We start from the raw sequence: 25,433 nt of genomic DNA, 5'->3' as shown, positions 1-25,433 counted from the left end.
GGACTGCCGCCCGCGCCGTTCGCGCACTAGATTCGGCGTCATGGCGGACACCGTGAGAGAGATCGAGCGGAAGTACGAAGCCGGGAAGGATACGGGCGCGGCCCGCCTCCCCGACCTGAGCGGGGCCGCGGCCGTCGCGACCGTCACCGACGAGGGCGTGCGCGAGCTCGACGCCGTCTACTACGACACCGCCGATCTGCGCCTCGCCGCGGCCGGCATCACCCTGCGCCGGCGCACGGGCGGCCCGGACGAGGGCTGGCACCTCAAACTCCCGGTCGCCGCACCGGCCGTCCCCGGGGCGCGCGACGAGATCCGCGCGCCCCTGACCGTCTCCGCGATACCGCGCTCGCTCATGGCGCTGGTCCGCTCCCGGACCCGGGACGTCCCGCTGGTCCCCCTGATGCGGATCGCCTCGCGCCGGGAGGTCCGCCAACTGCTCGCCGCGGACGGCACCCCGCTGGCCGAGGCGAGCACCGACACGGTCACCGCCACCCGCCTCACGGGCGACGAGCCGGACGGGAAGGCCACCGCCCACTGGACCGAGATCGAGATCGAGCTCGCCGAGGGCGCCGACCCCGCCCTGCTGGACGCCCTCGACCCCCTGCTGCGCGCGGCCGGCCTGAGACCGTCGAAGGCGCCCAGCAAGCTGGCCCGGGCGCTGCGCGAGACCGGCCTGGGCAAGCCCCCGCGCCGCCCCGCCGCCGGCCTGCCCGCCAAGGCCCGCGCGGGCGACCACGTCCTGGCCTTCCTGCGCGGGCAGGTCGAGGCCGTCGTCGCCCTCGACCCCGGCGCCCGGCTCGGCACCGAGGACGCCGTCCACCAGATGCGAGTCGCCACCCGCCGGCTGCGCGGCTCCTTCCGCAGCCACGCCAAGGTCCTCGACCGCCGGGTGACCGACCCCCTCGCCGAGGAGCTGAAGTGGCTCGCCGCCGAACTGGGCGTCGACCGCGACCGCGAGGTCCTCGCCGAACGGCTGCGCGAACGCCTCGACGAGCTCCCGCGCGCCCTCGTCCGCGGCCCCGTCCGCGCCCGGCTGCGCGGCTGGTCCGCCGCCGGCCGCCGGGGCTCCCGGAAACGGCTGTCCGGCGTGCTCGACAGCGCCCGCTATCTGACCCTCCTCGACCGCCTCGACGCCCTCCTCGCCGACCCGCCCCTGCGCGACGCCGCCGCCGGGCCACCGCGAGCGGTGCTGGCCAAGGCGATGCTCCGCGACTACGGCCGGCTGGCCGGCCGTGTCGAGCACGCCCTCGCCACCGCCCCCGGCCACGACCGCGACACCGCCCTCCACGACGCCCGCAAGGCCGCCAAGCGCGCCCGCTACGCCGCCGAGGCCGCCACCCCGGCGCTGGGCAAGGGGGCGAAGCGCTTCGCCCTGCAGATGAAGTCCGTCCAGAGCCTGCTCGGCGACCACCAGGACAGCGTCATGGCCCGGGGCGCCCTGCGCGCGATCGCCGCCGAGGCGGAGGGCGCGGGGGAGCCCACCTTCACCTTCGGGGTGCTCTACGGGCGCGAGGAGCGCCGCGCCGAGCAGGACGAACGGGAGCTGCCGGGCCTGTGGGAGCGGGTGACGGACCGGGTTTCGGCCCTCCCACCGCGCTGACCTGCGAAGATCATGGCGGACGGGGCTCCTCGCGCGGCACGTTACGCTAGAGAGTCGCACTGTGCCCGCTCACGAAGGTTCGCCCAGATGACTGCCGAATCGGTCTTCCCACAGCTCGAGGCCCTGCTCCCGCATGTGCAGAAGCCCATCCAGTACGTGGGTGGCGAGCTGAACTCCACCGTCAAGCCGTGGGAGGAGTGCGACGTCCGCTGGTGCCTGATGTACCCGGACGCCTACGAGGTCGGGCTCCCCAACCAGGGCGTCATGATCCTCTACGAGGTCCTCAACGAGCGTGAGGGCGTCCTCGCCGAGCGCACCTACAGCGTGTGGCCGGACCTCGAGGCCCTGATGCGCGAGCACAAGGTGCCGCAGTTCACCGTGGACAGCCACCGGCCGGTCAAGGCGTTCGACGTCCTCGGCCTCAGCTTCTCCACCGAGCTCGGCTACACCAACATGCTCACCGCCCTGGACCTCGCCGGGATCCCGCTGGAGTCCAAGGACCGCACGATCGACGACCCGATCGTCCTCGCCGGCGGCCACGCGGCCTTCAACCCCGAGCCCATCGCGGACTTCATCGACTGCGCCGTGATCGGCGACGGCGAGCAGGCCGTGCTGGAGATGACCGAGATCATCCGCGCCTGGAAGGCCGAGGGCCGTCCCGGCGGCCGCGACGAGGTGCTGCTGCGCCTCGCGAAGACCGGCGGCGTGTACGTCCCGCGCTTCTACGACGTCGAGTACCTGCCCGACGGCCGTATCGCCCGTGTCGTGCCCAACCAGTCGGGCGTGCCGTGGCGGGTGTCCAAGCACACCGTCATGGACCTCGATGAGTGGCCCTACCCCAAGCAGCCGCTGGTGCCGCTGGCCGAGACCGTGCACGAGCGGATGTCCGTGGAGATCTTCCGCGGCTGCACCCGCGGCTGCCGCTTCTGCCAGGCCGGCATGATCACGCGCCCCGTGCGCGAGCGCAGCATCACCGGCATCGGCGAGATGGTCGAGAAGGGCCTCAAGGCGACCGGCTTCGAGGAGGTCGGCCTGCTGTCGCTGTCCTCCGCCGACCACACCGAGATCGGTGAGGTCGCCAAGGGCCTGGCGGACCGGTACGAAGAGGACAAGATCGGTCTGTCCCTGCCCTCGACCCGCGTCGACGCGTTCAACGTCGACCTGGCGAACGAGCTGACCCGCAACGGCCGCCGTTCCGGTCTGACGTTCGCCCCCGAGGGCGGCTCCGAGCGCATGCGCAAGGTCATCAACAAGATGGTCTCGGAGGAGGACCTCATCCGGACCGTCGCCACCGCCTACGGCAACGGCTGGCGCCAGGTGAAGCTGTACTTCATGTGCGGCCTCCCCACCGAGACCGACGAGGACGTGCTCCAGATCGCCGACATGGCGACGAGCGTGATCGCCAAGGGCCGCGAGGTGTCGAAGTCCAACGACATCCGCTGCACCGTCTCCATCGGCGGTTTCGTGCCCAAGCCGCACACCCCCTTCCAGTGGGCGCCGCAGCTCTCCGCCGAGGAGACCGACGCCCGCCTGCAGAAGCTGCGCGACAAGATCCGCGGCGACAAGAAGTACGGCCGTTCCATCGGCTTCCGCTACCACGACGGCAAGCCCGGCATCGTCGAGGGCCTGCTCTCCCGCGGTGACCGCCGTCTCGGCGCCGTCATCCGCGCCGTCTACGAGGACGGCGGCCGCTTCGACGGCTGGCGCGAGCACTTCAGCTACGACCGCTGGATGAAGTGCGCCGAGGCGACGCTGCCGGAGCGCGGCGTCGACGTCGACTGGTACACCACGCGCGAGCGCACCTACGAGGAGGTCCTGCCCTGGGACCACCTGGACTCCGGTCTCGACAAGGACTGGCTCTGGGAGGACTGGCAGGACGCGCTCGACGAGACCGAGGTCGAGGACTGCCGCTGGACCCCGTGCTTCGACTGCGGCGTCTGCCCGCAGATGGACACCCACATCCAGATCGGCCCGACGGGCAAGAAGCTGCTGCCGCTGTCCGTGGTCAAGTGAGCCCCACCCGGTGAGGGGGCGCGGGGCGAGGGCCCCGCACGCCCCCTTACGGCCGGGCCGGCGCGCGTACGCTGGGCAGCAGCACGACCGCACTCAATGAAGGACTGAAGAACACTGGGCAAGCGACAGCCCGAAGGACCGCCGCCCGCACCCGCAGTGCAGCGCATCCGACTGCGCTACACCAAGCGCGGCCGCCTTCGGTTCACCAGCCACCGCGATTTCCAGCGCGCCTTCGAGCGGGCGCTGCGGCGCGCCGAGGTGCCCATGGCGTACTCGGCGGGCTTCACCCCGCACCCCAAGGTCTCCTACGCCAACGCCGCCCCCACCGGCACGGGCAGCGAGGCCGAGTACCTGGAGATCCAGCTCGCCGAGGTCCGCGAGCCCGCGCACCTGCGGGCGCTCCTCGACGAGTCGCTGCCGGCCGGGCTCGACATCGTCGACGCGGTGGAGGCCCACACGTCCTCGTTCGCCGACCGCCTTCAGGCTTCCGTGTGGGAGCTGAGGCTCGACGGCGTCGAGGCCGCGGACGCCCGGCGCGCGGTGGAGGCGTTCCTGGCCGCGGAGACCGTCGAGGTCCAGCGCCTCACCAAAAACGGGTTGCGCACCTTCGACGCACGTGGCGCGGTGTCCCGACTCGAGGCCCTCGACGCCCCGGCCGATAGGCCGGGCGACGGTGCCTGTGCGATACTGCGGCTGGTTGTTCGGCACGTGACACCTGCCGTACGACCCGACGACGTCCTGTCCGGTCTCCGCGCTGTGGCCGACCTGGCGCCGCCGGTCCCCGTAGCGGTGACCAGGCTGGCGCAGGGGCTGCTCGATGAGGAGTCCGGCAGGGTGACCGACCCGCTCGCGCCCGACCGCGACGCCGCCCCGGCCGCCCCACCAACGGCCGCCGGGCCCAGCGCCGCGCAGCAGGTGCCGGAAGGTCCCCGTTAGGGACGGCCGTCGCCGCGCCGCCGCGCCACCAGGGAGCCACCCGGTCCGGCAGGTGCACTGACCAGGAGACTTTCGCCGGGGCCGTGACACTCGGAACCGGCGAGCGAGACGACAGCTCCCGTGCGGCGATCGCGCCCCGGGCCGCGGTACCGCGCTCATCACGCGGTGCCGTGGCCGGAAACCGGCGCGACGCCCGGGAGCGTGACGGGAGAACCGCCCGCATGCTCGAATCCATTGAGCCCACGGAGCCGGGGGCCGCGCAGAGCGTTCCCGGCAACAACACTGACAATTCGCCCAGCGACACGCTGCCGCCGCGCCGCCGTCGCCGAGTGGCGTCCCGCCCCGCGGGTTCGCCCGTGGCCTCCGGCGCGTCCGGGGCCACGGACGGGACCGCCGCCCCGGCCGCCGAGGCCGCCGCCCCGGAGACGCCGGCGCGCCCGCGCCGCCGCGTCACCCGCAAGACCGCCGCGTCGGCCGCCACCGAGCCCACGACGGCCGAGGCCGTCCCGGCCGAGGAGGCACCCACCCGCCGCCGCGCCACGCGCAAGGCGACGGCTCCGGCCGGCGCGCCGCAGGCCGCCGAGGCCGCTGCCGCCGAGCCGGTCGCCGAGGAGGCGCCCGCCGCCGAGGCCGCCGCCGAGGCGCGTCCGGCCCGTACGCGTCGTCGTGCCACCCGTAAGGTGTCCGCCCCGGCGGGTGCCCCGCAGGCCGCCGAGGTCGAGGCCGAGGCCGTCGTGCCCGCCGCCGAGGCCGAGGTCGAGGCTGAGGTCGAGGAGGCTCCGGCCGCCGCTCCCGCCCGTACGCGTCGTCGTGCCACGCGCCGCGCGTCCGCCCCGGCCGGTGCGCCGAAGGCTGCCGAGGTCGTCGAGGCCGAGACCGTCGTGCCCGCCGTCGAGGCCGTGACCGAGGTCGAGGTCGAGGAGGCCCCGGCCGCCGCCCCCGCCCGTACCCGTCGTCGCGCCACGCGCCGCGCGTCCGCCCCGGCCGGTGCGCCGCAGGTCGCCGAGGTCGTCGAGGCCGAGACCGTCGTGCCCGCCGTCGAGGCCGTGACCGAGGCCGAGGAGCCCGAGGCCGCCGCCGAGGCGCGTCCGGCCCGTACGCGTCGTCGTGCCACCCGTAAGGTGTCCGCCCCGGCGGGTGCGCCGCAGGCCGCCGAGGTCGCCGCCCCGGCCGAGGAGGAGCCGGAGGAGGCCCTGGAGGCCGCCGCCGAGCCCGTCGTCGAGGAGGCCCCGGCCCGTCCCGCCCGTACGCGTCGCCGCGCCGTGCGCGCGGCCGGCAGCGCCGGTGCCGCGGAGCGGGCCGCCGAGGAGGCCCCCGCCGCCGAGCAGGCCCCCGCCGAGGGCGGCCGTCCGCGCCGTCGTGTCGCCCCCGCCGAGGAGGCCCCGGTCGAGGAGCGCGGCCGTCGCCGCCGTGCCGTCCGTCCGCCGACGGCCGTCTTCCAAGCGCCGGTCTTCGCCGAGCCGATGTTCCAGACGCCGGAGACCGCTGCCGCCGCCGCTGCGGCCGAGGCCGCCGTCGAGCGCACGGAGGAGGTCGTCGAGGAGGCCCCCGCCGAGGAGCGCGGCCGTCGTCGCCGTCGCCGTCGTGGCGAGCCCGCCGAGGCCGTCGCCCCGGTCGCCCCGGCGGTCGAGGAGGAGCCCGAGGCCCTGGAGGAGGAGGCCGAGGAGGCCGTCGCCGAGGACGAGGAGCAGGGCGAGCGCCCGTCGCGCCGCCGTCGTCGCGGTGGCCGCCGTCGCCGCCGTGGCGAGGCCGCCGAGGCCGAGGGCGCCCTGGAGGAGGCTCCGGCCGAGGAGGCCGCCGAGCCCGTCGAGGAGGAGCCCGAGGACGAGGAGGAGGCCGAGGAGGCGTTCTCGTCCGCCGGCAGCCGTCGCCGCCGCCGTCGCCGTCGTCGCAGCGGTGAGACCCTGGAGGCCGAGCCGGGCGCCGACGAGCCGGAGCGCACGGTCGTCAAGGTCCGCGAGCCGCGCGAGCGCGCCTCCCGTACCGAGGGCGGCACGGGCTTCGACGAGGTCCAGTCCATCAAGGGCTCGACCCGTATGGAGGCGAAGAAGCAGCGCCGCCGCGAGGGCCGCGAGCAGGGCCGCCGCCGGGTGCCGATCATCACCGAGGCCGAGTTCCTGGCCCGCCGCGAGGCCGTCGAGCGGGTGATGGTCGTGCGTCAGCACGGCGACCGCACGCAGATCGGTGTGCTCGAGGACAACATCCTCGTCGAGCACTTCGTCAACAAGGAGCAGGCCACCAGCTACGTCGGCAACGTCTACCTGGGCAAGGTCCAGAACGTGCTGCCGTCGATGGAGGCCGCCTTCGTCGACATCGGCAAGGGCCGCAACGCCGTCCTGTACGCGGGCGAGGTCAACTTCGAGGCGCTCGGCATGGGCAACGGCCCGCGCCGCATCGAGACCGCGCTGAAGTCCGGCCAGTCCGTGCTCGTCCAGGTCACCAAGGACCCGATCGGCCACAAGGGCGCCCGGCTGACCAGCCAGGTCTCCCTGCCCGGCCGCTACCTGGTCTATGTGCCCGAGGGCTCGATGACCGGCATCAGCCGCAAGCTGCCCGACACCGAGCGCGCGCGTCTGAAGCAGATCCTCAAGAAGATCGTCCCCGAGGACGCGGGCGTCATCGTGCGCACCGCCGCCGAGGGCGCGAGCGAGGACGAGCTGCGCCGTGACGTGGAGCGTCTCCAGGCGCAGTGGGAGGACATCAAGAAGAAGTCCAAGCAGATCTCGACGAGCGCGCCGAGCCTGCTGTACGGCGAGCCGGACATGACCGTCCGTGTCGTCCGCGACATCTTCAACGAGGACTTCTCCAAGGTCATCGTGAGCGGTGACGAGGCGTGGGGGACCATCCACGGCTATGTCTCGCACGTCGCCCCCGACCTCGCGGACCGGCTCCAGAAGTGGACGTCCGACGTCGACGTCTTCGCCACGTACCGGATCGACGAGCAGCTCGCGAAGGCGCTGGACCGCAAGGTCTGGCTGCCCAGCGGTGGCTCGCTGGTGATCGACCGGACCGAGGCGATGGTCGTCATCGACGTCAACACCGGCAAGTTCACCGGTCAGGGCGGCAACCTCGAGGAGACGGTCACCAGGAACAACCTGGAGGCGGCCGAGGAGATCGTGCGCCAGCTGCGGCTGCGCGACCTCGGCGGCATCATCGTGATCGACTTCATCGACATGGTGCTGGAGTCCAACCGGGACCTGGTGCTGCGGCGCCTGCTGGAGTGCCTGGGCCGGGACCGTACGAAGCACCAGGTCGCCGAGGTGACGTCGCTGGGCCTGGTCCAGATGACCCGCAAGCGGGTGGGCCAGGGCCTGCTGGAGTCCTTCTCCGAGTCCTGCGTCCACTGCAACGGTCGCGGTGTGATCGTCCACATGGAGCAGCCCACCTCCGTGGGCGGTGGCGGCGGTGCCGTCGGCGGCAAGCGCGGCAAGAAGAAGGGCAAGGCCGCGGCCGAGCCGGTCGTCGAGGCCGCTCCGGTGGAGGCCGCCCCGGCCGCCGCCGAGGCGCCCGAGCTGGAGCCGGTGCCGGTGGCCGAGGCGGAGCTGGTGCCCTCGGTCGGCGGTGACGAGGAGTGGTTCGGCAGCCCGGCCGAGGCCGAGGCGGCCGCCCGCCGCGGTGGCCGTACGCGCCGCCGGGCGACCCGCAAGGCGTCCGCGCCGAAGCCGGAGGCCCCGGCCGAGGCGGAGGTCGTGGTGGTGAAGGCCGCCCCGGCCGAGCCCGCCCCGGAGCCCGAGGCGGCGCCCGCGCCGGTCGTCGAGCCCGAGCCCGAGGCCGTCGTCGTGCCCGAGGCCGCCGCGCCGGTGGCCGAGGAGGCCGCCCCGGCCCGTCCGCGCCGCCGTGCCACCCGTAAGGCGTCCGCTCCGGCGGGTTCGCCCGCCGGGGCCGAGGACACCGCGGTGGTCGTCGTCGCGCCCGCCGAGCCCGTCGCACCGGAGCCCGAGGCGCTGCCCGCCGAGGAGCCCGTGGTGATGGCCGAGGCCGACGTCGAGGTCATGGCCGACGCGGAGCCCGAGGCCGCCCCCGCCAAGAAGACGGCCCGTAAGACGGCCGCCAAGAAGGCGCCGGCGAAGAAGGCGGCCACGGCCAAGAAGGCGGCGGCGAAGAAGACCACCACCGCCAAGAAGGCGACGGCGAAGAAGACGGCCACCAAGACGGCCGCCAAGAAGGCGCCCGCCAAGCGGACGACGAAGAAGGCCGTGGCGGCCGAGCCCGCCGCGGAGGACTGAGTCACCCCCGCCGGGGCGGGCCCTTGACGGCCCGCCCCGGCGAGGGGGTCGGTTTGACCCCCTGGTCAAGGCCCCGTAACCTTGACCGTCGGTGTCTGTGCAAACCTGTGCGATGCCGAAACCCCTGAGCAAACACCCCCTGGCCACGCCGGGGGAGGCCGCTCGTCCTTTCAGGACCGTCATGGGCCCCGCCCGTGCGAGCGGCTGGCATCAGAGGTCCGTTCCTAGCGAGAGAGAGTTCCGCGTGTACGCGATCGTGCGCACCGGCGGTCGTCAGCAGAAGGTTGCTGTTGGCGACGTCATCGAGGTTGACCGTATTTCCACCAGCAAGGTCGGCGACACCGTCGAGCTCTCCACGCTGCTGGTCGTCGACGGTGACGCTGTCACCAGCGACCCGTGGGTCCTGGCCGGCGTGAAGGTCCAGGCCGAGGTCGTCGACCACCACAAGGGCGACAAGATCCGGATCCAGAAGTACAAGAACAAGACCGGTTACAAGAAGCGCATTGGTCACCGCCAGCTGCACACCGCGCTGAAGATCACCGGCATCGACGCCCCGGCGAAGTAAGGGACTGAGAACACATGGCACACAAGAAGGGCGCATCGTCCACCCGGAACGGTCGCGACTCCAACGCTCAGCGGCTCGGCGTGAAGCGCTTCGGCGGTCAGGTCGTGAGCGCCGGTGAGATCCTGGTCCGCCAGCGTGGCACCCACTTCCACCCGGGCGCCGGTGTCGGTCGCGGTGGCGACGACACCCTGTTCGCGCTGAACGCCGGTGCGGTGCAGTTCGGCACCCACCGCGGCCGCAAGGTCGTCAACATCGTCCCGGTCGCCTGATCATCTGATCAGTACGCCGTAGAGCGATGAGCGAGGGCGGACCTCGCTTCCCTGCGGGGAAGCGGGTCCGCCCTTGTCGCGTTACAACAGAGACATTCCCGCACTTATCTGCGTATCTGGAGGCACCCCGCTATGACCACCTTCGTGGACCGCGTCGAGCTGCACGTCGCCGCGGGTAACGGAGGCCACGGCTGCGCCTCCGTGCATCGCGAGAAGTTCAAGCCCCTCGGTGGCCCCGACGGCGGCAACGGCGGCCGTGGCGGTGATGTGACGCTGGTCGTCGACCAGTCCGTCACGACGCTTCTGGACTACCACCACAGCCCGCACCGCAAGGCCACCAACGGCAAGCCCGGCGAGGGCGGCAACCGCTCCGGCAAGGACGGCACGGACCTGGTCCTGCCGGTGCCGGACGGCACGGTCGTCCTCGACAAGCGCGGCAACGTCCTCGCGGACCTCGTCGGCCAGGGCACCACCTACATCGCCGCCCAGGGCGGCCGCGGCGGCCTCGGCAACGCCGCGCTGGCCTCGGCCCGCCGCAAGGCCCCGGGCTTCGCGCTGCTGGGCGAGCCGGGCGACGACCAGGACATCGTCCTGGAGCTCAAGACCGTCGCCGACGTCGCCCTGGTGGGCTACCCGAGCGCGGGCAAGTCCTCGCTGATCTCGGTGCTCTCCGCGGCCAAGCCGAAGATCGCGGACTACCCCTTCACCACCCTCGTGCCCAACCTGGGCGTGGTCACCGCCGGCGCGACGGTCTACACCATCGCCGACGTCCCCGGCCTGATCCCCGGCGCCAGCCAGGGCAAGGGCCTGGGCCTGGAGTTCCTGCGCCACGTCGAGCGCTGCTCGGTGCTGGTGCACGTCCTCGACACCGCGACGCTGGAGTCCGAGCGCGACCCGCTGAGCGACCTCGACGTCATCGAGGCCGAGCTCAAGGAGTACGGCGGTCTCGAGAACCGGCCGCGTCTCGTCGTCCTCAACAAGGTCGACATCCCCGACGGCCTGGACCTGGCCGAGATGGTCCGCCCCGACCTGGAGGCCCGCGGCTACCGCGTCTTCGAGGTCTCGGCCGTCTCCCGCCTGGGCCTGAAGGAGCTCTCCTACGCGCTGGCCGACATCGTCGGGCAGGCGCGCGCGGCGAAGCCGAAGGAGGAGGCGACCCGCGTCGTCATCCGCCCGAAGGCCGTCGACGACGCGGGCTTCACGGTCGTCCTGGAGGAGGACGGTCTGTACCGGGTGCGCGGCGAGAAGCCGGAGCGCTGGGTGCGCCAGACCGACTTCAACAACGACGAGGCCGTGGGCTACCTGGCCGACCGCCTCAACCGCCTCGGTGTCGAGGAGGAGCTGATGAAGGCCGGTGCCCGGGCGGGCGACGGCGTGGCCATCGGCCCCGAGGAGAACGCGGTCGTCTTCGACTGGGAGCCGACGATGGCCGCCGGCGCCGAGATGCTGGGCCGCCGCGGTGAGGACCACCGCTTCGAGGCCCCGCGCCCGGCCGCGCAGCGCCGCCGCGACAAGCAGGCGGAGCGCGACGAGTCGGACCAGGAGTACGAGGGCTTCGACCCGTTTGCTTAAACCTTGCTTTCAAACTCCCCCAGCTACCGCTGGGAGGTGCCCCCAGGGGGCTGGATCTATCCAGCCCCTCCGGCGTTTGAGGAGCGGGGTCCGGGGCGGAGCCCCGGGAAGGAACCTCAGCCGCCCCGGCGGGCGTCCGCCTCCTCCGCGGCGGCGATGCGCGGGGCCGGGATCTCCGAGGCGCGGGCCTCCATCCGGGCCCGGCGCTCGTCCGACTTCGTGGCCAGCGCCAGCGCCGCCTCGTTGAAGCGGACGAGCGAGGGCGGGTCGGCCGGGCCGAGCAGCCGGACCTTCAGCTCCGCGCGTGCCGCCGTCAGCCGGTCGAGGGCGGGGTCGCGGACGGCCGCGAGGAGCGCGGGGACGCCCTCGGCGCCGGGGGTGAGGATCGTGGCCGCCCCGACGGTGGGGAAGACCGTCCGGAACTCCTCCTCCGTCAGCCCGCTCGTATTCGCGACCGCATAGGGCTTCTCGCTGATCAGATAGTCGGACACGACGCTGGAGACATCGCTGATCAGCAGATCGGAGCGGTTGAAGCAGCTGAAGAGCGAGGGACGGGTGTCGGTGACGACCTGGTGCTCCCACTCCGGCAGCGACGCCCAGTACGCCGCCTCCCAGGCGGCCGTGGCGGCCTCGACGGCCTCGGCGCGGCCCTTCTCCGGCGTGGCCTGGAGCAGCATCCGCTCGACCTCGTCCGCGCTGTCGTGGAAGTCGCAGGTGGTGAGCCGGTCCAGCTCGGCCGTGCGGCGGGCGAGCCGGGCGGCCGCCTCCGGGCCCGGGCGGGCGCCGGACCGTTCGGCGGCGGCCCGGTGGATCAGCGCCTGGATCCGCTGGTCGGCGCGGCCCGCGCGCGGGTCGACGGAGCCGGTCATGGGGTGCGGTTTGTACAGCAGGCGCACACCGGGGTCGGCGAGCAGGGCGCGCACGATGTCCTCCCCGGCGAGCACGACCGACGTATTGCCGGGGTTGCCGTCCCAGCCCTCCCACGTGGGGGCGTAGAGCACGGTCAGGTACGGCCCGGCGGGCGCGCGGCCGGCGGCCGGCGCGATCGGCGCCAGCTGCGGGCGGCCCACCTCGACGACGTCCTTGTCCTCCACGCCGATGTCGGCGAGCTGGTAGCGCTCCCGGGCGGCGGGGCCCGCGACCCAGACCTCGTCGTAGGCCTTCGCGTAGGGGTTGCAGCTGGAGAGCTTGTCGCTCTCGCCGTGGTTGACGAAGGCGTGCTTGATGGACGGCATGCGCAGGACCTGTGAGGTCTTACCGGAGTTGGCCGGGTGGAACATCATCTTCAGCGAGGACTTCTCCAGGGCCATCAGATGGACGACCTTGGGGATGCAGAGCACGGGCACGTCGGTGGCCTCGATCTTCTGCATCATGAACCGCTCGCGCAGCACGATCAGCGGATTGCCGTCCAGCGCGCCCAGCGTGGAGAGCCACATGTTCGCCTGGTACGCCGAGGTCGTCCCGCCGGAGAAGTACATCCCGACGGTGGGGCGGTAGTCGGCCAGCCACCGGTCCAGCCACTCCAGCGCCCGTGCCTCGTCGACCGGCCGGTTCCCCGGGCGCAGCCAGCCCGCCAGGTACGCCGTGCCGCCGAGCGCGCAGGCGAGCGAGGCGCTGACGCCGGCGGCGGCCCAGAACTCCTCCCCGGTGGCGGCGGCCGTCAGCATCCCGGCCGTGGCGGGGACGGCGAAGCGCAGCAGCCGGCGGCCGTGCTGACGGGCCAGCAGCCGCGGCGGCGCGGAGGTCAGCCGCAGCCCGGTGGTGTCGATGTTCCGGGTGAGGAAGGGCAGGGTGCGGTGGCGGCGGACGAGGATCGCGGTGACCTGGCAGGCGAGGTGGGCGCCGTAGAAGAGGACCAGCCCCGCGACGACGGGGGCGTAGTCGCGGGGCGCGTCGTCGCCGCCCAGGCGCAGCAGGCCGAGGAGGATCAGCATGTCGCGTTGCAGCTGCCGGACCATGACATCGAAGCGGATCTTGCCGAGCACGGCGACCAGCCCCGGGTCGCGGTGCTGGAGGAGGAGATCGAGCCCGAGGGCGGCCGCCGAGGAGGAGATCAGCAGCGGGACGTCCGGCAGGAGGGCGCCGACGAGCTGGGCGACGAAGAGGGCCAGCATCGAGAGCAGCGCCGCGAGCTGCGCCGCCCGGCGGGAGGCTGTTCCGGCAGAGGGCACGGGAAGGCTCCTGGCACGAGTGCGTGGGGGGGAGGGACCGTTGTGGATCTCTGGTGAGCACTGTGGGGTGAACGGTCGGTGACAGACCGTATGACGGTGGCAGGCCGGTGGGCAATCTTCCATCCGGCCGATCAGCCCAAAACGGCGGCGAACGGACGCAATCGTCAGACGGTAGATTTGCGGGTCCGGAACAGTCCGCCGACCGGCGGAGCATCGGTGATCACAGGGGTGTACGTACGTTGACTGGGGCAGAGCAGCCGGAGGAGGTCCGGCGGGAGGTCGTCGCGGCCCGCAGGATCGTGGTCAAGGTGGGGTCCTCCTCACTCACCACCGCGGGCGGGGGACTGGACGCGGACCGGGTTGACGCGCTCGTCGATGCTCTGGCCAAGACCCTGGCCGCGCGGGGCGCGGGCGAGAAGGAGATAGTCCTCGTCTCCTCCGGTGCCATCGCCGCCGGCCTGGCCCCGCTGGGCCTCGACCGGCGCCCCCGCGACCTGGCCCGCCAGCAGGCCGCGGCCAGCGTCGGCCAGGGGCTGCTGGTCGCCCGCTACACGGCCTCCTTCGCCCGCTACGGGCGCCGGGTCGGCCAGGTGCTGCTGACCACGGACGACACCAGCCGCCGGGCGCACTACCGCAACGCCCGCCGGACGCTGGACCAGCTGCTGGCCATGGGCGCGGTGCCCGTCGTCAACGAGAACGACACCGTCGCCACGGACGAGATCCGCTTCGGCGACAACGACCGGCTGGCGGCGCTCGTCGCGCATCTGGTCCGGGCCGATCTGCTCGTCCTGCTCTCGGACGTCGACGGTCTGTACGACGGCGACCCCAGCATCCCGGGCACCTCCCGGATCGCCGAGGTCGCGGGCGAGAAGGACCTGGAGGGGATCTCCATCGGCAGCGCGGGCAAGGCCGGCGTGGGCACCGGTGGCATGGTCACCAAGGTCGAGGCCGCCCGGATCGCCGCCGCGGCCGGCATCCCCGTGGTCCTCACCTCCGCCAGCCAGGCCGCCGACGCCCTGCGCGGGCGCTCCACCGGCACGTACTTCCACCGCACCGGCCGCCGCTCCGCCGACCGGCTGCTGTGGCTCGCGCACGCCTCCACGCCGCGGGGCGCGCTGACCCTGGACGAGGGGGCCGTGCGGGCCGTCGTCGAGGGCACCGGCTCGCTGCTGCCGGCGGGCATCGCGGCGGTCGAGGGCGAGTTCAGCGCGGGCGACCCGGTCGAGCTGCGGGACCCCGAGGGCCGGGCCGTGGCGCGCGGGCTGGTGACCTACGACGCCGGGGAGATCCCCCAGTTGCTGGGCCGCTCCACCCGCGACCTGGCGCGCGAACTGGGCCCGGGCTACGAGCGCGAGGTCGTGCACCGCGACGACCTGGTCGTGCTGCGCGCCTGAGCGCCGCGCTCCCGGTCGCGAATGCCGTGTCACTGACGGGCGTTAACCACGGAAGAGAGGGGTCCGGTAAGTCCAGCCTTTCCATGGACCCTTTCCGTAAAACCGTCACGCGGCCGCCCGCCGACTGGTCAACTTTGATACACGGGGCCGTCGTCGACGGGCGGCCCCACGGCACCACACGGCTCCGCCGCACGCGCGCGGAGCGGCGAGCAACAGGAGGCCGCCGGTGAGACGAGGGCGCCCGGGGGCGCTGCCCCGAGGGACGGCTGGGCGGACACTGACCAGCGTCGGGACGGCCGGGATGGCCGGGCCGGCCGGGACGGACGACAGGACTGGGGAGAGGGCGGGGGAGAGGGCCGAGGGTGCCGGCGGCGGCGCGCCCTCGCGGCTGTGGCACATCACCCTCAGCGTCTCGGGCACCGAGGCGCCGCTCGGGGAGGTCCGGCGGGCGCTGGAGCAGCTCGCCCACGACCACCCGTTCCTGCTGACCAGCCGCTACGCCAACGACCACGCCGAGATCCGCTACTGGGAGGAGGCGCGCGACCTGCACGACGCGGCGGCCGTGGCACTGCGGCTGTGGGGCGAGCACCGTTCCACGGCCCGGCTGCCGCCGTGGGAGATCGTCGGCCTGGAGGTCATCGACCGTGAGACGTATCACCAGCGGGTCGCCGAGGGCTACGGCCCGCTGCCTGCCACCCCGGTCGGGGTGCACCCCTTCTGACCGCCGCCCCTGACGGCCGTCGGCGGGGCGATCGCCGCTGATCCTCCAGGGGTCCGCGTGGTCGCGGCCGTCCCGGAGTGTGGAATTCCGGGTGGTCGCGGCCCGCCCGCGGTTAGGCTGCGGCCATGAGCAGCGTTTTCCCCTCCCCCCTCGCCGACCCCATGCCGCAGTCCCCGGTGCTGCGAGCCGCCTACCGTGCCCGTGCCGCGGCCGCCGAGCTCGCGCCACTGCCGCGCTCGGTGAAGGACGAGGCGCTGCTGGCGATCGCCGACGCGCTGGAGGTCCGCACCCGCGAGATCGTCGAGGCCAACGCCGAGGACGTCGAGAAGGCCCGGGCCGCCGGCACGAGCGAGAGCGTGGTCGACCGGCTCACCCTCACCCCCGATCGGGTGCGGGCCATCGCCAAGGACGTCCGGGACGTCGTGGCGCTGCCCGACCCGGTGGGCGAGGTCGTACGCGGCTCCACGCTGCCCAACGGCATCGACCTGCGCCAGGTGCGGGTGCCGCTCGGCGTCGTCGGCATCATCTACGAGGCCCGGCCGAACGTGACGGTCGACGCCGCGGCCCTGTGCCTGAAGTCCGGCAACGCCGTGCTGCTGCGCGGCTCGTCCTCCGCGTACGCCTCCAACACCGCCCTGGTGCGGGTGATCCGCGACGCCGTGGGCGGCGCCGGGCTGCCGGCCGACGCGGTGCAGCTGGTGCCGGGCGAGAGCCGGGACTCCGTACGGGAGTTGATGCGCGCCCGGGGCATGGTCGACGTGCTCATCCCGCGCGGCGGCGCCTCCCTGATCCGGACGGTCGTCGAGGAGTCGACCGTCCCGGTGATCGAGACGGGCACGGGCAACTGCCATGTGTACGTCGACGCCGAGGCCGACCTGGACATGGCCGTGGACATCCTCGTCAACTCCAAGGCCAGCCGCGTCAGCGTCTGCAACGCCGCCGAGACCCTGCTGGTGCACCGGGACATCGCCGAGCGCTTCCTGCCGCGCGCCCTGGAGGCGCTGGCGGAGGCGGGTGTGACCGTCCACGGCGACGAGCGGGTGCTGGAGCTGGCGAAGGGCTCCCCGGCCACGGTCGTGCCCGCGACGGCCGAGGACTGGGAGACCGAGTACCTCTCGTACGACATCGCCGCCGCCGTGGTGGACGACCTGGACGCGGCCGTGCGCCACATCCGGCTGTGGACCTCCGGGCACACCGAGGCGATCGTGACCACCTCCCAGGCCGCGGCCCGCCGCTTCACCCAGCTGGTGGACTCCACCACGGTCGCGGTCAACGCCTCGACCCGGTTCACCGACGGAGGCCAGTTCGGTTTCGGCGCCGAGATCGGCATCTCCACGCAGAAGCTCCACGCGCGCGGCCCGATGGGGCTGCCCGAGCTGACGTCGACGAAGTACATCGTCACGGGCGACGGCCACGTGCGCTAGCCGCTCCCGGCGGCCGGTCCGGGCGGCCCGTCACGGTGGTCTCGCCGCGGGCCCCGGCGGGCCGAATTCCCGTACCGGCCGCGCGGATTGACCGGTTCGGGTCTACGCTGGACGGGTGCCGGACGACGTGGGGGGCAAGCCGTTCCCGGACGGCGAGGAGCCCGACAGCCACCGCCGTGGGGGTGCGGACGACCCGTTCGCCTCCACGGTCTTCGACGAGGAGTTCGTGCGGTCCGCGACGATCCACGAACCCTCCGCGGTCGAGCGGCTGCTCGCCGCCGACCGGGCCCGTGCCGACGCCGACGCCGCGCGCTCCCGGCCCGGGGGCGGCTCCGCCGACGACGATCCGTACGACGACGCGCGCGGCGGCCCGGTCGGCCACCACGGCCGCCCGGCCGGGCCGCAGGGCCTCGCCCGGGACCTCGACCCGGACGACGCCTACGGCCCCTACGGGCGCTACGGCACCGTGCGCGGGCCCTACCGGGGCCACGCCCGCTGGCACCGCCCGGTGGCCTGGGTGCTCGCCGTCGTCATGGGCATAGGCGTGATCGCCCTCGCCTTCACCGCCGTCTACCGGAGCGCCTCCTCGGGCAGCCGGCAGAGCCCGGCGCCGCCGCCCGCCACCACGGGTGTGGACGTCCCGGTGGGGGAGCAGCGGGCGCCGCTGCCGTCGGTCTCGGCCGACTCCGAGCCGCCCGTGGCGTCGGCCGTGCCGCCCTCCCGCTGACGCCCGGTTCCAGGGGCGGCTCCCGGGCCGACTCCCCGTCCGGCTCCCGGGCCGAACCGGTCACCGAAAGTGATTTTCCGCCGCCTGGAAGTCGCTTTCTGTCATCCCGTGACCGATCGCAGGATTCCTGGCCAAGGCTCGGGTCCCCCGCCCGGCCCCTTGAAATTTCCTCGGAACTTGTCGTGTACCAGGGCGTTTACCGAAGCCGCCACGGACCTACTCTTGAGATATGAACGGGCCCGGAGACCCCCCTGAGGGCACGCCCGAAGGCCCCCAGGGAGGCGGCGACGAGGAGTACCGATCCGTCGTGTTCGACGAATCGTTCGTCCGGGCTGCCCGCCTCCAGGAGTTCTCCGCCCGCGAGCGGATGGACGACCACGCCCCCGCCGTCCGCACCCGCCACGCCTGGGCCCGCGTCAGCGCCTCCCGGCAGGTGCTGCTGCTGGTGATACTGATCGCCCTCGCCTTCGGCACCGCCGTCTACATGGGGCTGCGCCACCCGTACAAGGAGCCGAAGCCGCCCGCGGCCGAGGCGCTGCGGATCGCCCTCGTCCCCCTCGCCCCGCGCGATCCCGTGCCCGGCGCCCCCGCCGCGAAGGACCTCTTCGACAACGGCCCGGCCGCACGGCTGCGCGACGGAGCCGAGGGCGTCACCCTTCCGGCCGCACGGCGCACCCAGAATTTCTCCGAGAGCCTGGTGATGGCCGCGCTCGCCACGGCCAAGGAGTACACGGTCAAGTCCGCGCTCGACCCGGGCGTCCTCGTCGGCGGCAACCAGCGGTCCGTACGGCTGCTGCTCGCCCCCTCCCAGCTGGAGCAGTTCGACCGCAGCTTCAGCCGCCCCGCGGACGACGGGCAGCACGCGGCCACCGGCTGGCTGGTCCGCTTCGACCCGGGCCAGGTGACCCTCGCCGACCGGACCATCCGCAGCCAGGGCACGTTCACGGTCGTGGAGGCGTCCCCGGCCGCGCTGGAGGTCTCCACCGACCACACGTTCGTCTACGCCCTCCGCCCGGCCGCCAAGGCGGGCACGGAGGACGTCTCGCTGTTCGTCGTACGGCGCATGCTGCGCTTCCGCTTCGACCGCGACGACCTCCAGGAGCACCACGTCCAGGTGCTGCAGAGCCAGACGCAGGCCGGGCCGGAGTCCTGCTCGGCCGACGACGCGTCCTTCCTGCGCCCGCTCTTCGCGGGGCAGAAGGCCACGACGGAGGGCCCGGCGGGCACCGACCCCTACGCCACGGGCGCCACGACGGCCGAACTCTGCGGCACCCTGGCGCCCTCGGCCCAGCCGACGCCGCCGAGGCGCTGAGGCGCTGAGGGGCTGAAGCGCTGAGGCGCTACGGCCGGGACGTACCCTCCGGGCCCTCCCCGGAGTCCTTGGGACCGCCGTCCTTGGGGCCGCCGCCCTTGGGCGCGCCGCGTCCGAACAGCCGGCCGCCCAGGTCGCCCGCCCCGCCCGCGATGTCCCGCACCAGCCCCATCAGCGGGTCCTTGCTGGCCCGCACCGACTCGGCGTAGTGGTTCGCCGACTCCCGGAAGGAGTCGGTCACCGAGGTGTCCTTGTCGTCCTCGCGCCGGGCGTAGTGACCGTCCATGATCCGCTGGTAGTCGCGGCTCCCGGACCACTTCTTCAGCTCCGCCGCGCGCACGGTGGTGAACGGGTGGCTGCGCGGCAGCACGTTCATGATCTTCAGGACGGAGTCGCGGAGGTCGCCGCCGCGCTCGTACTCCTCGGCCTGGGCGAGGAACGCGTCCACGTTCATCTCGTGGAGGTGGTTGCCGCCGGCGACCTTCATCAGGCCGCGCATCGAGGCCTGGGGATCCTGCCCCGCCAGCAGGCCCGCCCGGTCCGCCGACAGCTCCGACTTCCGGAACCACTCGCGCAGCGCCGTCACGATCGCCGTCACCGCCATCCCGCCCAGCGGGATCCAGGCGACCTTGACCGCGAGCTCGGTCAGGAACAGCAGGATCGTGCGGTACACCGCGTGCCCGGACAGGGCGTGGCCCACCTCGTGGCCCACGGCAGCCCGCATCTCCTCCTCGTCCAGCAGCTCCACCAGGCCCGTGGTCACCACGATGACCGGCTCGTCCAGGCCGACGCACATGGCGTTGGGCCGGGGGTCCTGCGTGACGTACATGGGCGGGACCTTCGGCAGGTCCAGGACGGCACAGGCGTCCAGCAGCATCGCGTGCAGATGGGGGAACTGGAGCTCGCTCACCCGCACCGAGTCCGACAGGAACAGCAGCCGCAGGCTGCGCTCCGGCAGCAGCCCGCTCAGCGCCTTGAACACCGTGTCGAAACCGCTGAGCTTGCGCAGCGCCACCAGGGCGGAACGGTCCGCCGGATGCTCGTAGGCCCGCGAGGAGATGCCGGGGAACCGCCTGCGGTCACGACCGGGCAGCCGCTCCGGGTCCCCGTGCCCCCGCCCCTCGTACTGGCTGTCGCTCATCGAGACCCCCTGACGTCGGCCGGCCGCGGTCCGCACCGGGCTTTCCGGACCCCAGCCTAGGCCGTGCCACCGACATGGCTACCGTGGAGGCATGCCCGACATCACCGCTCTCGCCGCCCACCCCGGATTCACCGAGGTCCTCGCCGTCTCCAAGGGCGACCAGGGCCCCGGCGCCCTGCTGCGCACCGTCCTGCTCGTCGGGATCGTGGGCATCGTCCTCGTCGCCTGGTTCCTGCTGCGCGGCTATCGCAAGTAGCCACCGGGGCGCCCGCCGGCCTGCCCCGGCGACGCGCCCGGCACGGGCCGGCGACCCGCACACGACCCACACACGACCCGTACACGTGGAGTCGGCGTGAGCTCCGCATAAGGGCCCGCATACGATGTGGCAGAAGTCTCCAACCGTTAACCCGATCCCTCCCGGATAGGTTCTGCCGACGTGAACATCGCCACCGCCCACAGCGCCCTGGTCTCTCTCGCCGCCGAGGGGCACCACGTGGACAGCCACGAGAGCATCAGCCCCTTCATGACCGGCGGCGCCGCCCTGGTCATCCTGCTGCTCCTGCTGTGGATCACCACCCGTTTCAACCGCGACCGCTGATCCCACCGGTCCCTGGCGAATCGGCGTGACAACGCGCCCAGTAGGGTCTGCACGCATGGGAGAGCAGACAGGGCCCGGGAAGCGGCGGCTCGGAGTGATGGGCGGGACGTTCGATCCCATCCACCACGGTCACCTGGTCGCCGCGAGCGAAGTGGCCTCGCAGTTCCACCTGGACGAGGTGGTCTTCGTGCCGACCGGGCAGCCGTGGCAGAAGAGTCACCGCGCGGTGTCCCCCGCCGAGGACCGGTATCTGATGACGGTGATCGCCACCGCGTCCAACCCGCAGTTCTCGGTCAGCCGGATCGACATCGACCGCGGTGGCCCCACCTACACCACGGACACCCTCCGTGAGCTGCGGGAGCTCAACGAGAACGCCGACCTGTTCTTCATCACCGGGGCCGACGCGCTGGCGCAGATCCTGACCTGGCGGGACACCGAGGAGCTCTTCTCGCTGGCCCACTTCATCGGCGTCACCCGGCCGGGCCACATACTGGCCAACCCGGGGCTGCCCGAGGACCGGGTCTCCTTCGTGGAGGTCCCCGCCCTCGCCATCTCCTCCTCCGACTGCCGCGCCCGCGTGGCGCAGGGCGATCCCGTCTGGTACCTCGTGCCCGACGGTGTGGTGCGCTACATCGACAAGCGCAAGCTGTACCGTCACGACGGCTGAACCGCACGACGGCCGGCTCCGGCCCGCCGGCCACCGAGGGGCACTGGTGAACGACCGACAGGACCCGTACGCGCACGACCCGTACGCGCAGGCGCAGGTGCATGGCTACGACGTCTACGGACAGCCGGTCTACCGGCCGGACGCCCCTGAGCGCGTGTACGACGCCTACGGCCAGCCGCTCCAGCAGCAGGTGTACGGCTACGACCCGTACACCGCACAGCCCCAGCAGCCGCAGCAGCCGCAAACGGCGTACGACTCCTACGCGACGCAGATCCAGCAGGCCCAGCAGGAGTGGATCCCCCGGCAGACGGGCCCCGTCGGCGACGGGGACCCGGAGGGGGCGGTGGCGGACGGCCGCATCCCGGAGCCCCGGCCCGCGGTCGACTCCGCACCCGGTTCCGCGCCGGAGGCGGACGCGTACCGCACCGAGCAGTTCTCCTTCATCGAGGAGCCGGACGAGGGCTCCGAGGACGTCATCGACTGGCTCAAGTTCAGCGAGAGCCGCACCGAGCGCCGCGACGAGCGCAAGCGCAAGGGCCGCAACCGCGTCGTCGCCCTCGCCGTGGTCCTCGTGCTCGCGCTGGGCGGTGGCATCGGCTGGTTCCTCCTCTCCGGAGGAGAGGAGAAGAAGAGCACGGCCGCGGCGACGGGCGCGCAGAAGCGGGACGTGATCGTCGTGCATCTGCGGCAGACCCAGGGCGGCGACAGCTCCACCGCCCTGCTGGTCGACAACGAGACCACCAAGAAGGCCACCACCCTCCTGCTGCCGAACTCCCTGGGGCTCACCACCAAGGGGGGCGGCACCGCCACGACGCTGGGCAAGGCCGTCCAGGACGCCGGCACCGGGGCGACCAGGGACGCGCTGAACACCCTGCTCGGCGCCGACATCAAGGGCAGCTGGCGGCTGGACACCCCCTACCTGGAGAACCTGGTCGAGCTCGTCGGCGGCATCACGGTCGACACGGACGCGGCCGTGCCCGGCGCGAAGCAGGGGGAAGGCCCGCTGGTCGAGCAGGGCAAGGGGAAGACCCTCGGCGGCCGGGCGGCCGTCGGCTACGCCACCTACCGGGCCGCCGGCGAGGACCAGGGCCGGCAGCTGTCCCGCTTCGGCCAGGTCATGCAGGCGGTGCTGCGGAAGATGTCCACCGACCCGCAGGCGGCCACCACGACCGTGGACTCCCTGGCCCAGATCCCCGACCCCTCGCTCTCCGTCCAGCAGCTGGGCGCCTCCCTGGCGAACCTCGCCGGGAAGGCCAAGGAGGGCTCGTACGCCACCTCCGTCCTGCCCGTGAAGGCGGACGGGGCGCTCGGCGGGCAGGCGGCCGACACCATGGTCAAGGACGTCCTCGGCGGCACGGTGCGCGCCACCGCCAAGGGCGCGCCGCCCCGGGTGAGCGTGAAGAACGCCACAGGGTCCGCCGCCGCGTCCGGAACGGCGCAGGTCGCGCTGGTCAACGGCGGCTACACCTACGTCGAGGGCGGCGCCTCGGGCACGGCGGAGGCGGCCTCCTCGGTGACCTACGCGGACGACGCCAGGGCGGCCGAGGCCAAGGAGGTCGCCAGGACGCTGGGACTGCCGGAGAAGGCCGTGCGCAAGGGCACGGGGGCGGGCAACGCGGACGTCGCCGTGGTCCTGGGCAAGGACTACAAGGGCTGAGGGCCGGAGGACCGGAAGACCTGGGGCTGAGGGACGGGGCCCGGGACCCGGGGAAAAACGCCGGGAGTGCCGTCGGCGGGTCGTGAGACCCTTGAGGCGTACTGACCCTCTTTACGAAAGCATGGCTTGTGACCGCCACGGACCGCTCCATCGAGCTCATCCAGGCCGCCGCCCAGGCTGCCGCCGACAAGCTCGCGCACGACGTCATCGCCTACGACGTCAGCGACGTACTGTCGATCACCGACGCCTTCCTGCTGGCCTCGGCCCCCAACGACCGCCAGGTCAAGTCGATCGTCGACGAGATCGAGGAGCGCCTGCTCAAGGAGCTCGGCGCCAAGCCGGTGCGCCGCGAGGGCGACCGTGACGCCCGCTGGGTGCTCCTGGACTACGTCGACATCGTCGTGCACGTGCAGCACAGCGAGGAGCGCGTCTTCTACGCCCTGGAGCGGCTGTGGAAGGACTGCCCGGAGATCGAGCTGCCCGCCGACGCCGTCGCCACCCGTGGCAAGGCCGACGAGCACGCCCGCGCGCAGGCCGCCGAAGGCGACCTGGACGGAGAGCTGAGCTGAACGGCCGCCCGGGCGGCCGTGGCCGCCGACTGGTGCTGTGGCGCCACGGCCAGACCGCGTGGAACGTGGAGCGCCGTTTCCAGGGCACCACGGACATCGAGCTGACCGGCACCGGTGTCGCCCAGGCGCGCCGGTCCGCCCGGCTGCTGGCCGCGCTGCGGCCCGACGCGATCGTCGCCTCGGACCTGAGCCGCGCCAGGGCCACGGCGGCCGAGCTGGCGGCCGTCACGGGCCTGAATGTGGCCCACCACGCCGAGCTGCGGGAGACCTACGCGGGTGCCTGGCAGGGGCTGACCCACGAGGAGATCGCCGAGCGCCACGGCGAGCAGTACGCGGCGTGGAAGCGCGGCGAGCCCGTGCGGCGCGGCGGCGGCGAGCTGGAGACCGAGGTCGCCGACCGGGCGGCGCCGGTCGTGCTGGCGCACGCCGGCAAGCTCCCCGACGGCGGCACGCTCGTCGTGGTCAGCCACGGCGGCACGATCCGCACCACCATCGGCCGGCTGCTGGGCCTGGAGGCCCGCTCGTGGGAGGCGCTGGGCGGCCTCTCCAACTGCTGCTGGTCCGTGCTGGGCGAGGGCGCGCGCGGCTGGCGGCTGCTGGAGCACAACGCCGGGACGCTGCCCGAGCCGGTGCTCGGCGACGACGACTGAGCGGCTGCCGGGTGCCCGCCGTGGGGCCGATGAGGCCCGATTTCACATCTGGGCAGGTCACAGGCTAAAGTTCTTCTTGTTCGCGGGGAACGCGGGGGAAAACCTCCGGGGAAACCGAGAACAGCGGGGCTATAGCTCAGTTGGTAGAGCGCCTGCATGGCATGCAGGAGGTCAGGAGTTCAATTCTCCTTAGCTCCACAGTTCACGACGATCCCGTCTCCCCTCCCGGGGAGGCGGGATTGTTGCTGTTCCGGCGCGGTCCCGTGGCAGAATCGGACACCCGGGAGCGAGCGGGGCCGAGGGGGAGGGGAGGAGCGCGGTCATGGGTGCTCACAGCCGGAAGTGCGACTGGTGCGGCAGCGGGACGCCGATCGTCCGCGACATGGAGCCGCTCAACTCCGCATACCAGTACTGGTGCGTGGAGTGCGCTCGGGCGCTGATCATAAAAGGCGACCCCATCGAGACCTACCGGGAGCTCGAGGGCGAGCCGATCTACGGACGACTGCTCGACGAGCACTGCGCCCTGAAGCGGTTCTACTCCTTCGTCACCGCGTGAAAATCGGTCATACCGGGGCGTTGCGGGACGCCCGGTGAACCGATTTGGCAGATGGGGGGGAGGTCCGTGTAATGTAATCCGTGTCGCCAGGGAGACCGCGAGGAAAACCCCGGCGGAAAACAAAACAAGGGGCTATAGCTCAGTTGGTAGAGCGCCTGCATGGCATGCAGGAGGTCAGGAGTTCAATTCTCCTTAGCTCCACAGTGGTTGAGAGGGTCGTCCGGAAGGACGGCCCTCTCGGCGTTTGTGCGGCGCGTTCGCACGGCATGTTCGTACGACGCGTTCGTACGACGCGTTCGTACAGCGCTCCGGGTCAGTGGTCGTCGAGTCGTAGCGCCAGCGCGGGGCAGCGGCGTACGGCCCGCTGCGCGCGCCCCCGCAGATGTCCGGGCACCCCGGCGTCCGCGAGCGCCGGGAAGCCGTCCGCGCCCATCCGTACGAGCTCGGGCAGCAGCCCCGCGCACAGGCCGTGCCCCTCGCACAGCGTCCAGTCCACCGCGAGCCGCTCCCCGGGCCCGTCGCCGGGCCCCGTGCCCCCGGTGGCGGGCAGCGGCAGCAGCCCGGCCGTGGGGCGGCCACAGCCGCCGCCCAGGACGTGCGCGGCCAGATCGTCCGTGAAGGCCGCCAGCGCGCTCAGCGCGAAGCGCGCCGCCCCGTCCGGGTGC

At 73.1% G+C, this 25,433-nt stretch carries 22 protein-coding genes and 2 tRNA genes; 21 read left to right on the top strand and 3 right to left on the bottom strand.

What is annotated here, in order from left to right:
• Nucleotides 1–40 precede the first annotated feature (40 nt).
• The 7 genes from K6I33_RS01585 (at nt 41) to obgE (ending at nt 11,181) form a co-directional block, all read left to right on the top strand.
• Nucleotides 41–1,600 (top strand): CYTH and CHAD domain-containing protein, encoded by a 1,560-nt coding sequence (locus K6I33_RS01585; protein WP_229347784.1) that lies wholly within the window; start codon nt 41–43, stop codon nt 1,598–1,600.
• 87 nt (nt 1,601–1,687) lie between these two features.
• Nucleotides 1,688–3,613, top strand: a complete 1,926-nt coding sequence (locus tag K6I33_RS01580) for a TIGR03960 family B12-binding radical SAM protein (protein ID WP_229347779.1) — start codon at nt 1,688–1,690, stop codon at nt 3,611–3,613.
• A gap of 156 nt (nt 3,614–3,769) precedes the next feature.
• A complete protein-coding gene (locus K6I33_RS01575) occupies nt 3,770–4,549 on the top strand; it encodes a TIGR03936 family radical SAM-associated protein (protein ID WP_229347778.1) in 780 nt (259 codons plus the stop codon).
• A gap of 221 nt (nt 4,550–4,770) precedes the next feature.
• On the top strand, nt 4,771–8,775 hold the full coding sequence (locus K6I33_RS01570; RefSeq protein ID WP_229347777.1) for an Rne/Rng family ribonuclease: 4,005 nt from the start codon (nt 4,771–4,773) through the stop codon (nt 8,773–8,775).
• A 244-nt stretch (nt 8,776–9,019) separates the two neighbouring features.
• The gene (rplU, locus tag K6I33_RS01565; RefSeq protein WP_018538042.1) at nt 9,020–9,340 is read left to right on the top strand and encodes a 50S ribosomal protein L21; all 321 of its coding nucleotides are present in this window, start codon (nt 9,020–9,022) and stop codon (nt 9,338–9,340) included.
• Nucleotides 9,341–9,354: 14 nt separating this feature from the next.
• Nucleotides 9,355–9,609, top strand: a complete 255-nt coding sequence (rpmA, locus tag K6I33_RS01560; RefSeq protein WP_004950923.1) for a 50S ribosomal protein L27 — start codon at nt 9,355–9,357, stop codon at nt 9,607–9,609.
• Between the two features lie 132 nt (nt 9,610–9,741).
• Entirely contained in the window at nt 9,742–11,181 is a 1,440-nt protein-coding gene (gene obgE / locus K6I33_RS01555; protein ID WP_229347776.1) for a GTPase ObgE, read from the top strand.
• Between the two features lie 116 nt (nt 11,182–11,297).
• On the opposite strand, the gene K6I33_RS01550 is transcribed toward obgE, so the two are convergent.
• Nucleotides 11,298–13,352, bottom strand: coding sequence for a hypothetical protein (locus tag K6I33_RS01550; protein ID WP_229347775.1), 2,055 nt, complete (start codon nt 13,350–13,352; stop codon nt 11,298–11,300).
• Between the two features lie 239 nt (nt 13,353–13,591).
• Here K6I33_RS01550 and proB point away from each other — a divergent pair, with 239 nt between their 5' ends.
• From proB to K6I33_RS01525, 5 genes are all read left to right on the top strand, one after another.
• Complete coding sequence (proB, locus tag K6I33_RS01545; protein WP_229347773.1) at nt 13,592–14,746, top strand: glutamate 5-kinase; 1,155 nt, start codon at nt 13,592–13,594, stop codon at nt 14,744–14,746.
• A 226-nt stretch (nt 14,747–14,972) separates the two neighbouring features.
• Nucleotides 14,973–15,467: a hypothetical protein gene (locus K6I33_RS01540; RefSeq protein WP_229347769.1), complete on the top strand. Its 495-nt coding sequence runs from the start codon at nt 14,973–14,975 to the stop codon at nt 15,465–15,467.
• Nucleotides 15,468–15,592: 125 nt separating this feature from the next.
• A complete protein-coding gene (locus K6I33_RS01535; protein ID WP_229347768.1) occupies nt 15,593–16,891 on the top strand; it encodes a glutamate-5-semialdehyde dehydrogenase in 1,299 nt (432 codons plus the stop codon).
• Between the two features lie 115 nt (nt 16,892–17,006).
• Nucleotides 17,007–17,618 carry a hypothetical protein gene (locus K6I33_RS01530; RefSeq protein ID WP_229347766.1) on the top strand — a complete coding sequence of 204 codons (612 nt, stop codon included), beginning with the start codon at nt 17,007–17,009 and terminating at the stop codon, nt 17,616–17,618.
• 229 nt (nt 17,619–17,847) lie between these two features.
• The gene (locus K6I33_RS01525) at nt 17,848–18,930 is read left to right on the top strand and encodes a hypothetical protein (protein ID WP_229347765.1); all 1,083 of its coding nucleotides are present in this window, start codon (nt 17,848–17,850) and stop codon (nt 18,928–18,930) included.
• A 28-nt stretch (nt 18,931–18,958) separates the two neighbouring features.
• Here the strand turns inward: K6I33_RS01525 and K6I33_RS01520 are convergent, their stop codons facing one another.
• The gene (locus K6I33_RS01520; RefSeq protein WP_229347761.1) at nt 18,959–20,071 is read right to left on the bottom strand and encodes a M48 family metallopeptidase; all 1,113 of its coding nucleotides are present in this window, start codon (nt 20,069–20,071) and stop codon (nt 18,959–18,961) included.
• Between the two features lie 91 nt (nt 20,072–20,162).
• Here K6I33_RS01520 and K6I33_RS01515 point away from each other — a divergent pair, with 91 nt between their 5' ends.
• The 9 genes from K6I33_RS01515 to K6I33_RS01475 all read left to right on the top strand — a co-directional run bounded on the left by K6I33_RS01515 (nt 20,163) and on the right by K6I33_RS01475 (nt 24,969).
• On the top strand, nt 20,163–20,327 hold the full coding sequence (locus K6I33_RS01515) for a hypothetical protein (RefSeq protein WP_229347759.1): 165 nt from the start codon (nt 20,163–20,165) through the stop codon (nt 20,325–20,327).
• A 180-nt stretch (nt 20,328–20,507) separates the two neighbouring features.
• Nucleotides 20,508–20,669 (top strand): hypothetical protein, encoded by a 162-nt coding sequence (locus K6I33_RS01510; RefSeq protein WP_229347757.1) that lies wholly within the window; start codon nt 20,508–20,510, stop codon nt 20,667–20,669.
• A 55-nt stretch (nt 20,670–20,724) separates the two neighbouring features.
• A complete protein-coding gene (gene nadD / locus K6I33_RS01505; RefSeq protein ID WP_229347755.1) occupies nt 20,725–21,336 on the top strand; it encodes a nicotinate-nucleotide adenylyltransferase in 612 nt (203 codons plus the stop codon).
• 46 nt (nt 21,337–21,382) lie between these two features.
• Entirely contained in the window at nt 21,383–22,993 is a 1,611-nt protein-coding gene (locus tag K6I33_RS01500) for an LCP family protein (RefSeq protein ID WP_229347753.1), read from the top strand.
• 128 nt (nt 22,994–23,121) lie between these two features.
• Nucleotides 23,122–23,562 (top strand): ribosome silencing factor, encoded by a 441-nt coding sequence (gene rsfS / locus K6I33_RS01495; RefSeq protein ID WP_229347751.1) that lies wholly within the window; start codon nt 23,122–23,124, stop codon nt 23,560–23,562.
• The gene (locus tag K6I33_RS01490) at nt 23,559–24,212 is read left to right on the top strand and encodes a histidine phosphatase family protein (RefSeq protein ID WP_229347836.1); all 654 of its coding nucleotides are present in this window, start codon (nt 23,559–23,561) and stop codon (nt 24,210–24,212) included. The genes rsfS and K6I33_RS01490 overlap by 4 nt, the downstream gene beginning before the upstream one ends.
• A gap of 125 nt (nt 24,213–24,337) precedes the next feature.
• Nucleotides 24,338–24,410 (top strand) — tRNA-Ala (locus K6I33_RS01485).
• A 124-nt stretch (nt 24,411–24,534) separates the two neighbouring features.
• Nucleotides 24,535–24,768, top strand: coding sequence for a hypothetical protein (locus tag K6I33_RS01480; RefSeq protein ID WP_126914103.1), 234 nt, complete (start codon nt 24,535–24,537; stop codon nt 24,766–24,768).
• Between the two features lie 128 nt (nt 24,769–24,896).
• Nucleotides 24,897–24,969: transfer RNA gene (locus K6I33_RS01475), tRNA-Ala, on the top strand.
• Nucleotides 24,970–25,081: 112 nt separating this feature from the next.
• On the opposite strand, the gene K6I33_RS01470 is transcribed toward K6I33_RS01475, so the two are convergent.
• Nucleotides 25,082–25,433: ferredoxin (locus tag K6I33_RS01470; protein ID WP_229347745.1), on the bottom strand; the 352-nt coding region annotated here is incomplete at its 5' end.

The organism is Streptomyces sp. UNOB3_S3, from assembly GCF_020740895.1.
Lineage (GTDB): Bacteria > Actinomycetota > Actinomycetes > Streptomycetales > Streptomycetaceae > Streptomyces.
This window is presented reverse-complemented; position numbering and strand designations above follow the sequence as displayed.

What these genes read in the sequence shown, in the direction of transcription:
- K6I33_RS01520 (WP_229347761.1), bottom strand. Translation starts at nt 20,071, where the DNA reads ATGAGCGACAGCCAGTACGAGGGGCGGGGGCACGGGGACCCGGAGCGG.
- K6I33_RS01480 (WP_126914103.1), top strand. Translation starts at nt 24,535, where the DNA reads ATGGGTGCTCACAGCCGGAAGTGCGACTGGTGCGGCAGCGGGACGCCG.
- K6I33_RS01525 (WP_229347765.1), top strand. Translation starts at nt 17,848, where the DNA reads ATGAACGGGCCCGGAGACCCCCCTGAGGGCACGCCCGAAGGCCCCCAG.
- K6I33_RS01535 (WP_229347768.1), top strand. Translation starts at nt 15,593, where the DNA reads ATGAGCAGCGTTTTCCCCTCCCCCCTCGCCGACCCCATGCCGCAGTCC.
- K6I33_RS01585 (WP_229347784.1), top strand. Translation starts at nt 41, where the DNA reads ATGGCGGACACCGTGAGAGAGATCGAGCGGAAGTACGAAGCCGGGAAG.
- nadD (WP_229347755.1), top strand. Translation starts at nt 20,725, where the DNA reads ATGGGAGAGCAGACAGGGCCCGGGAAGCGGCGGCTCGGAGTGATGGGC.
- K6I33_RS01570 (WP_229347777.1), top strand. Translation starts at nt 4,771, where the DNA reads ATGCTCGAATCCATTGAGCCCACGGAGCCGGGGGCCGCGCAGAGCGTT.
- K6I33_RS01515 (WP_229347759.1), top strand. Translation starts at nt 20,163, where the DNA reads ATGCCCGACATCACCGCTCTCGCCGCCCACCCCGGATTCACCGAGGTC.
- K6I33_RS01580 (WP_229347779.1), top strand. Translation starts at nt 1,688, where the DNA reads ATGACTGCCGAATCGGTCTTCCCACAGCTCGAGGCCCTGCTCCCGCAT.
- rpmA (WP_004950923.1), top strand. Translation starts at nt 9,355, where the DNA reads ATGGCACACAAGAAGGGCGCATCGTCCACCCGGAACGGTCGCGACTCC.
- obgE (WP_229347776.1), top strand. Translation starts at nt 9,742, where the DNA reads ATGACCACCTTCGTGGACCGCGTCGAGCTGCACGTCGCCGCGGGTAAC.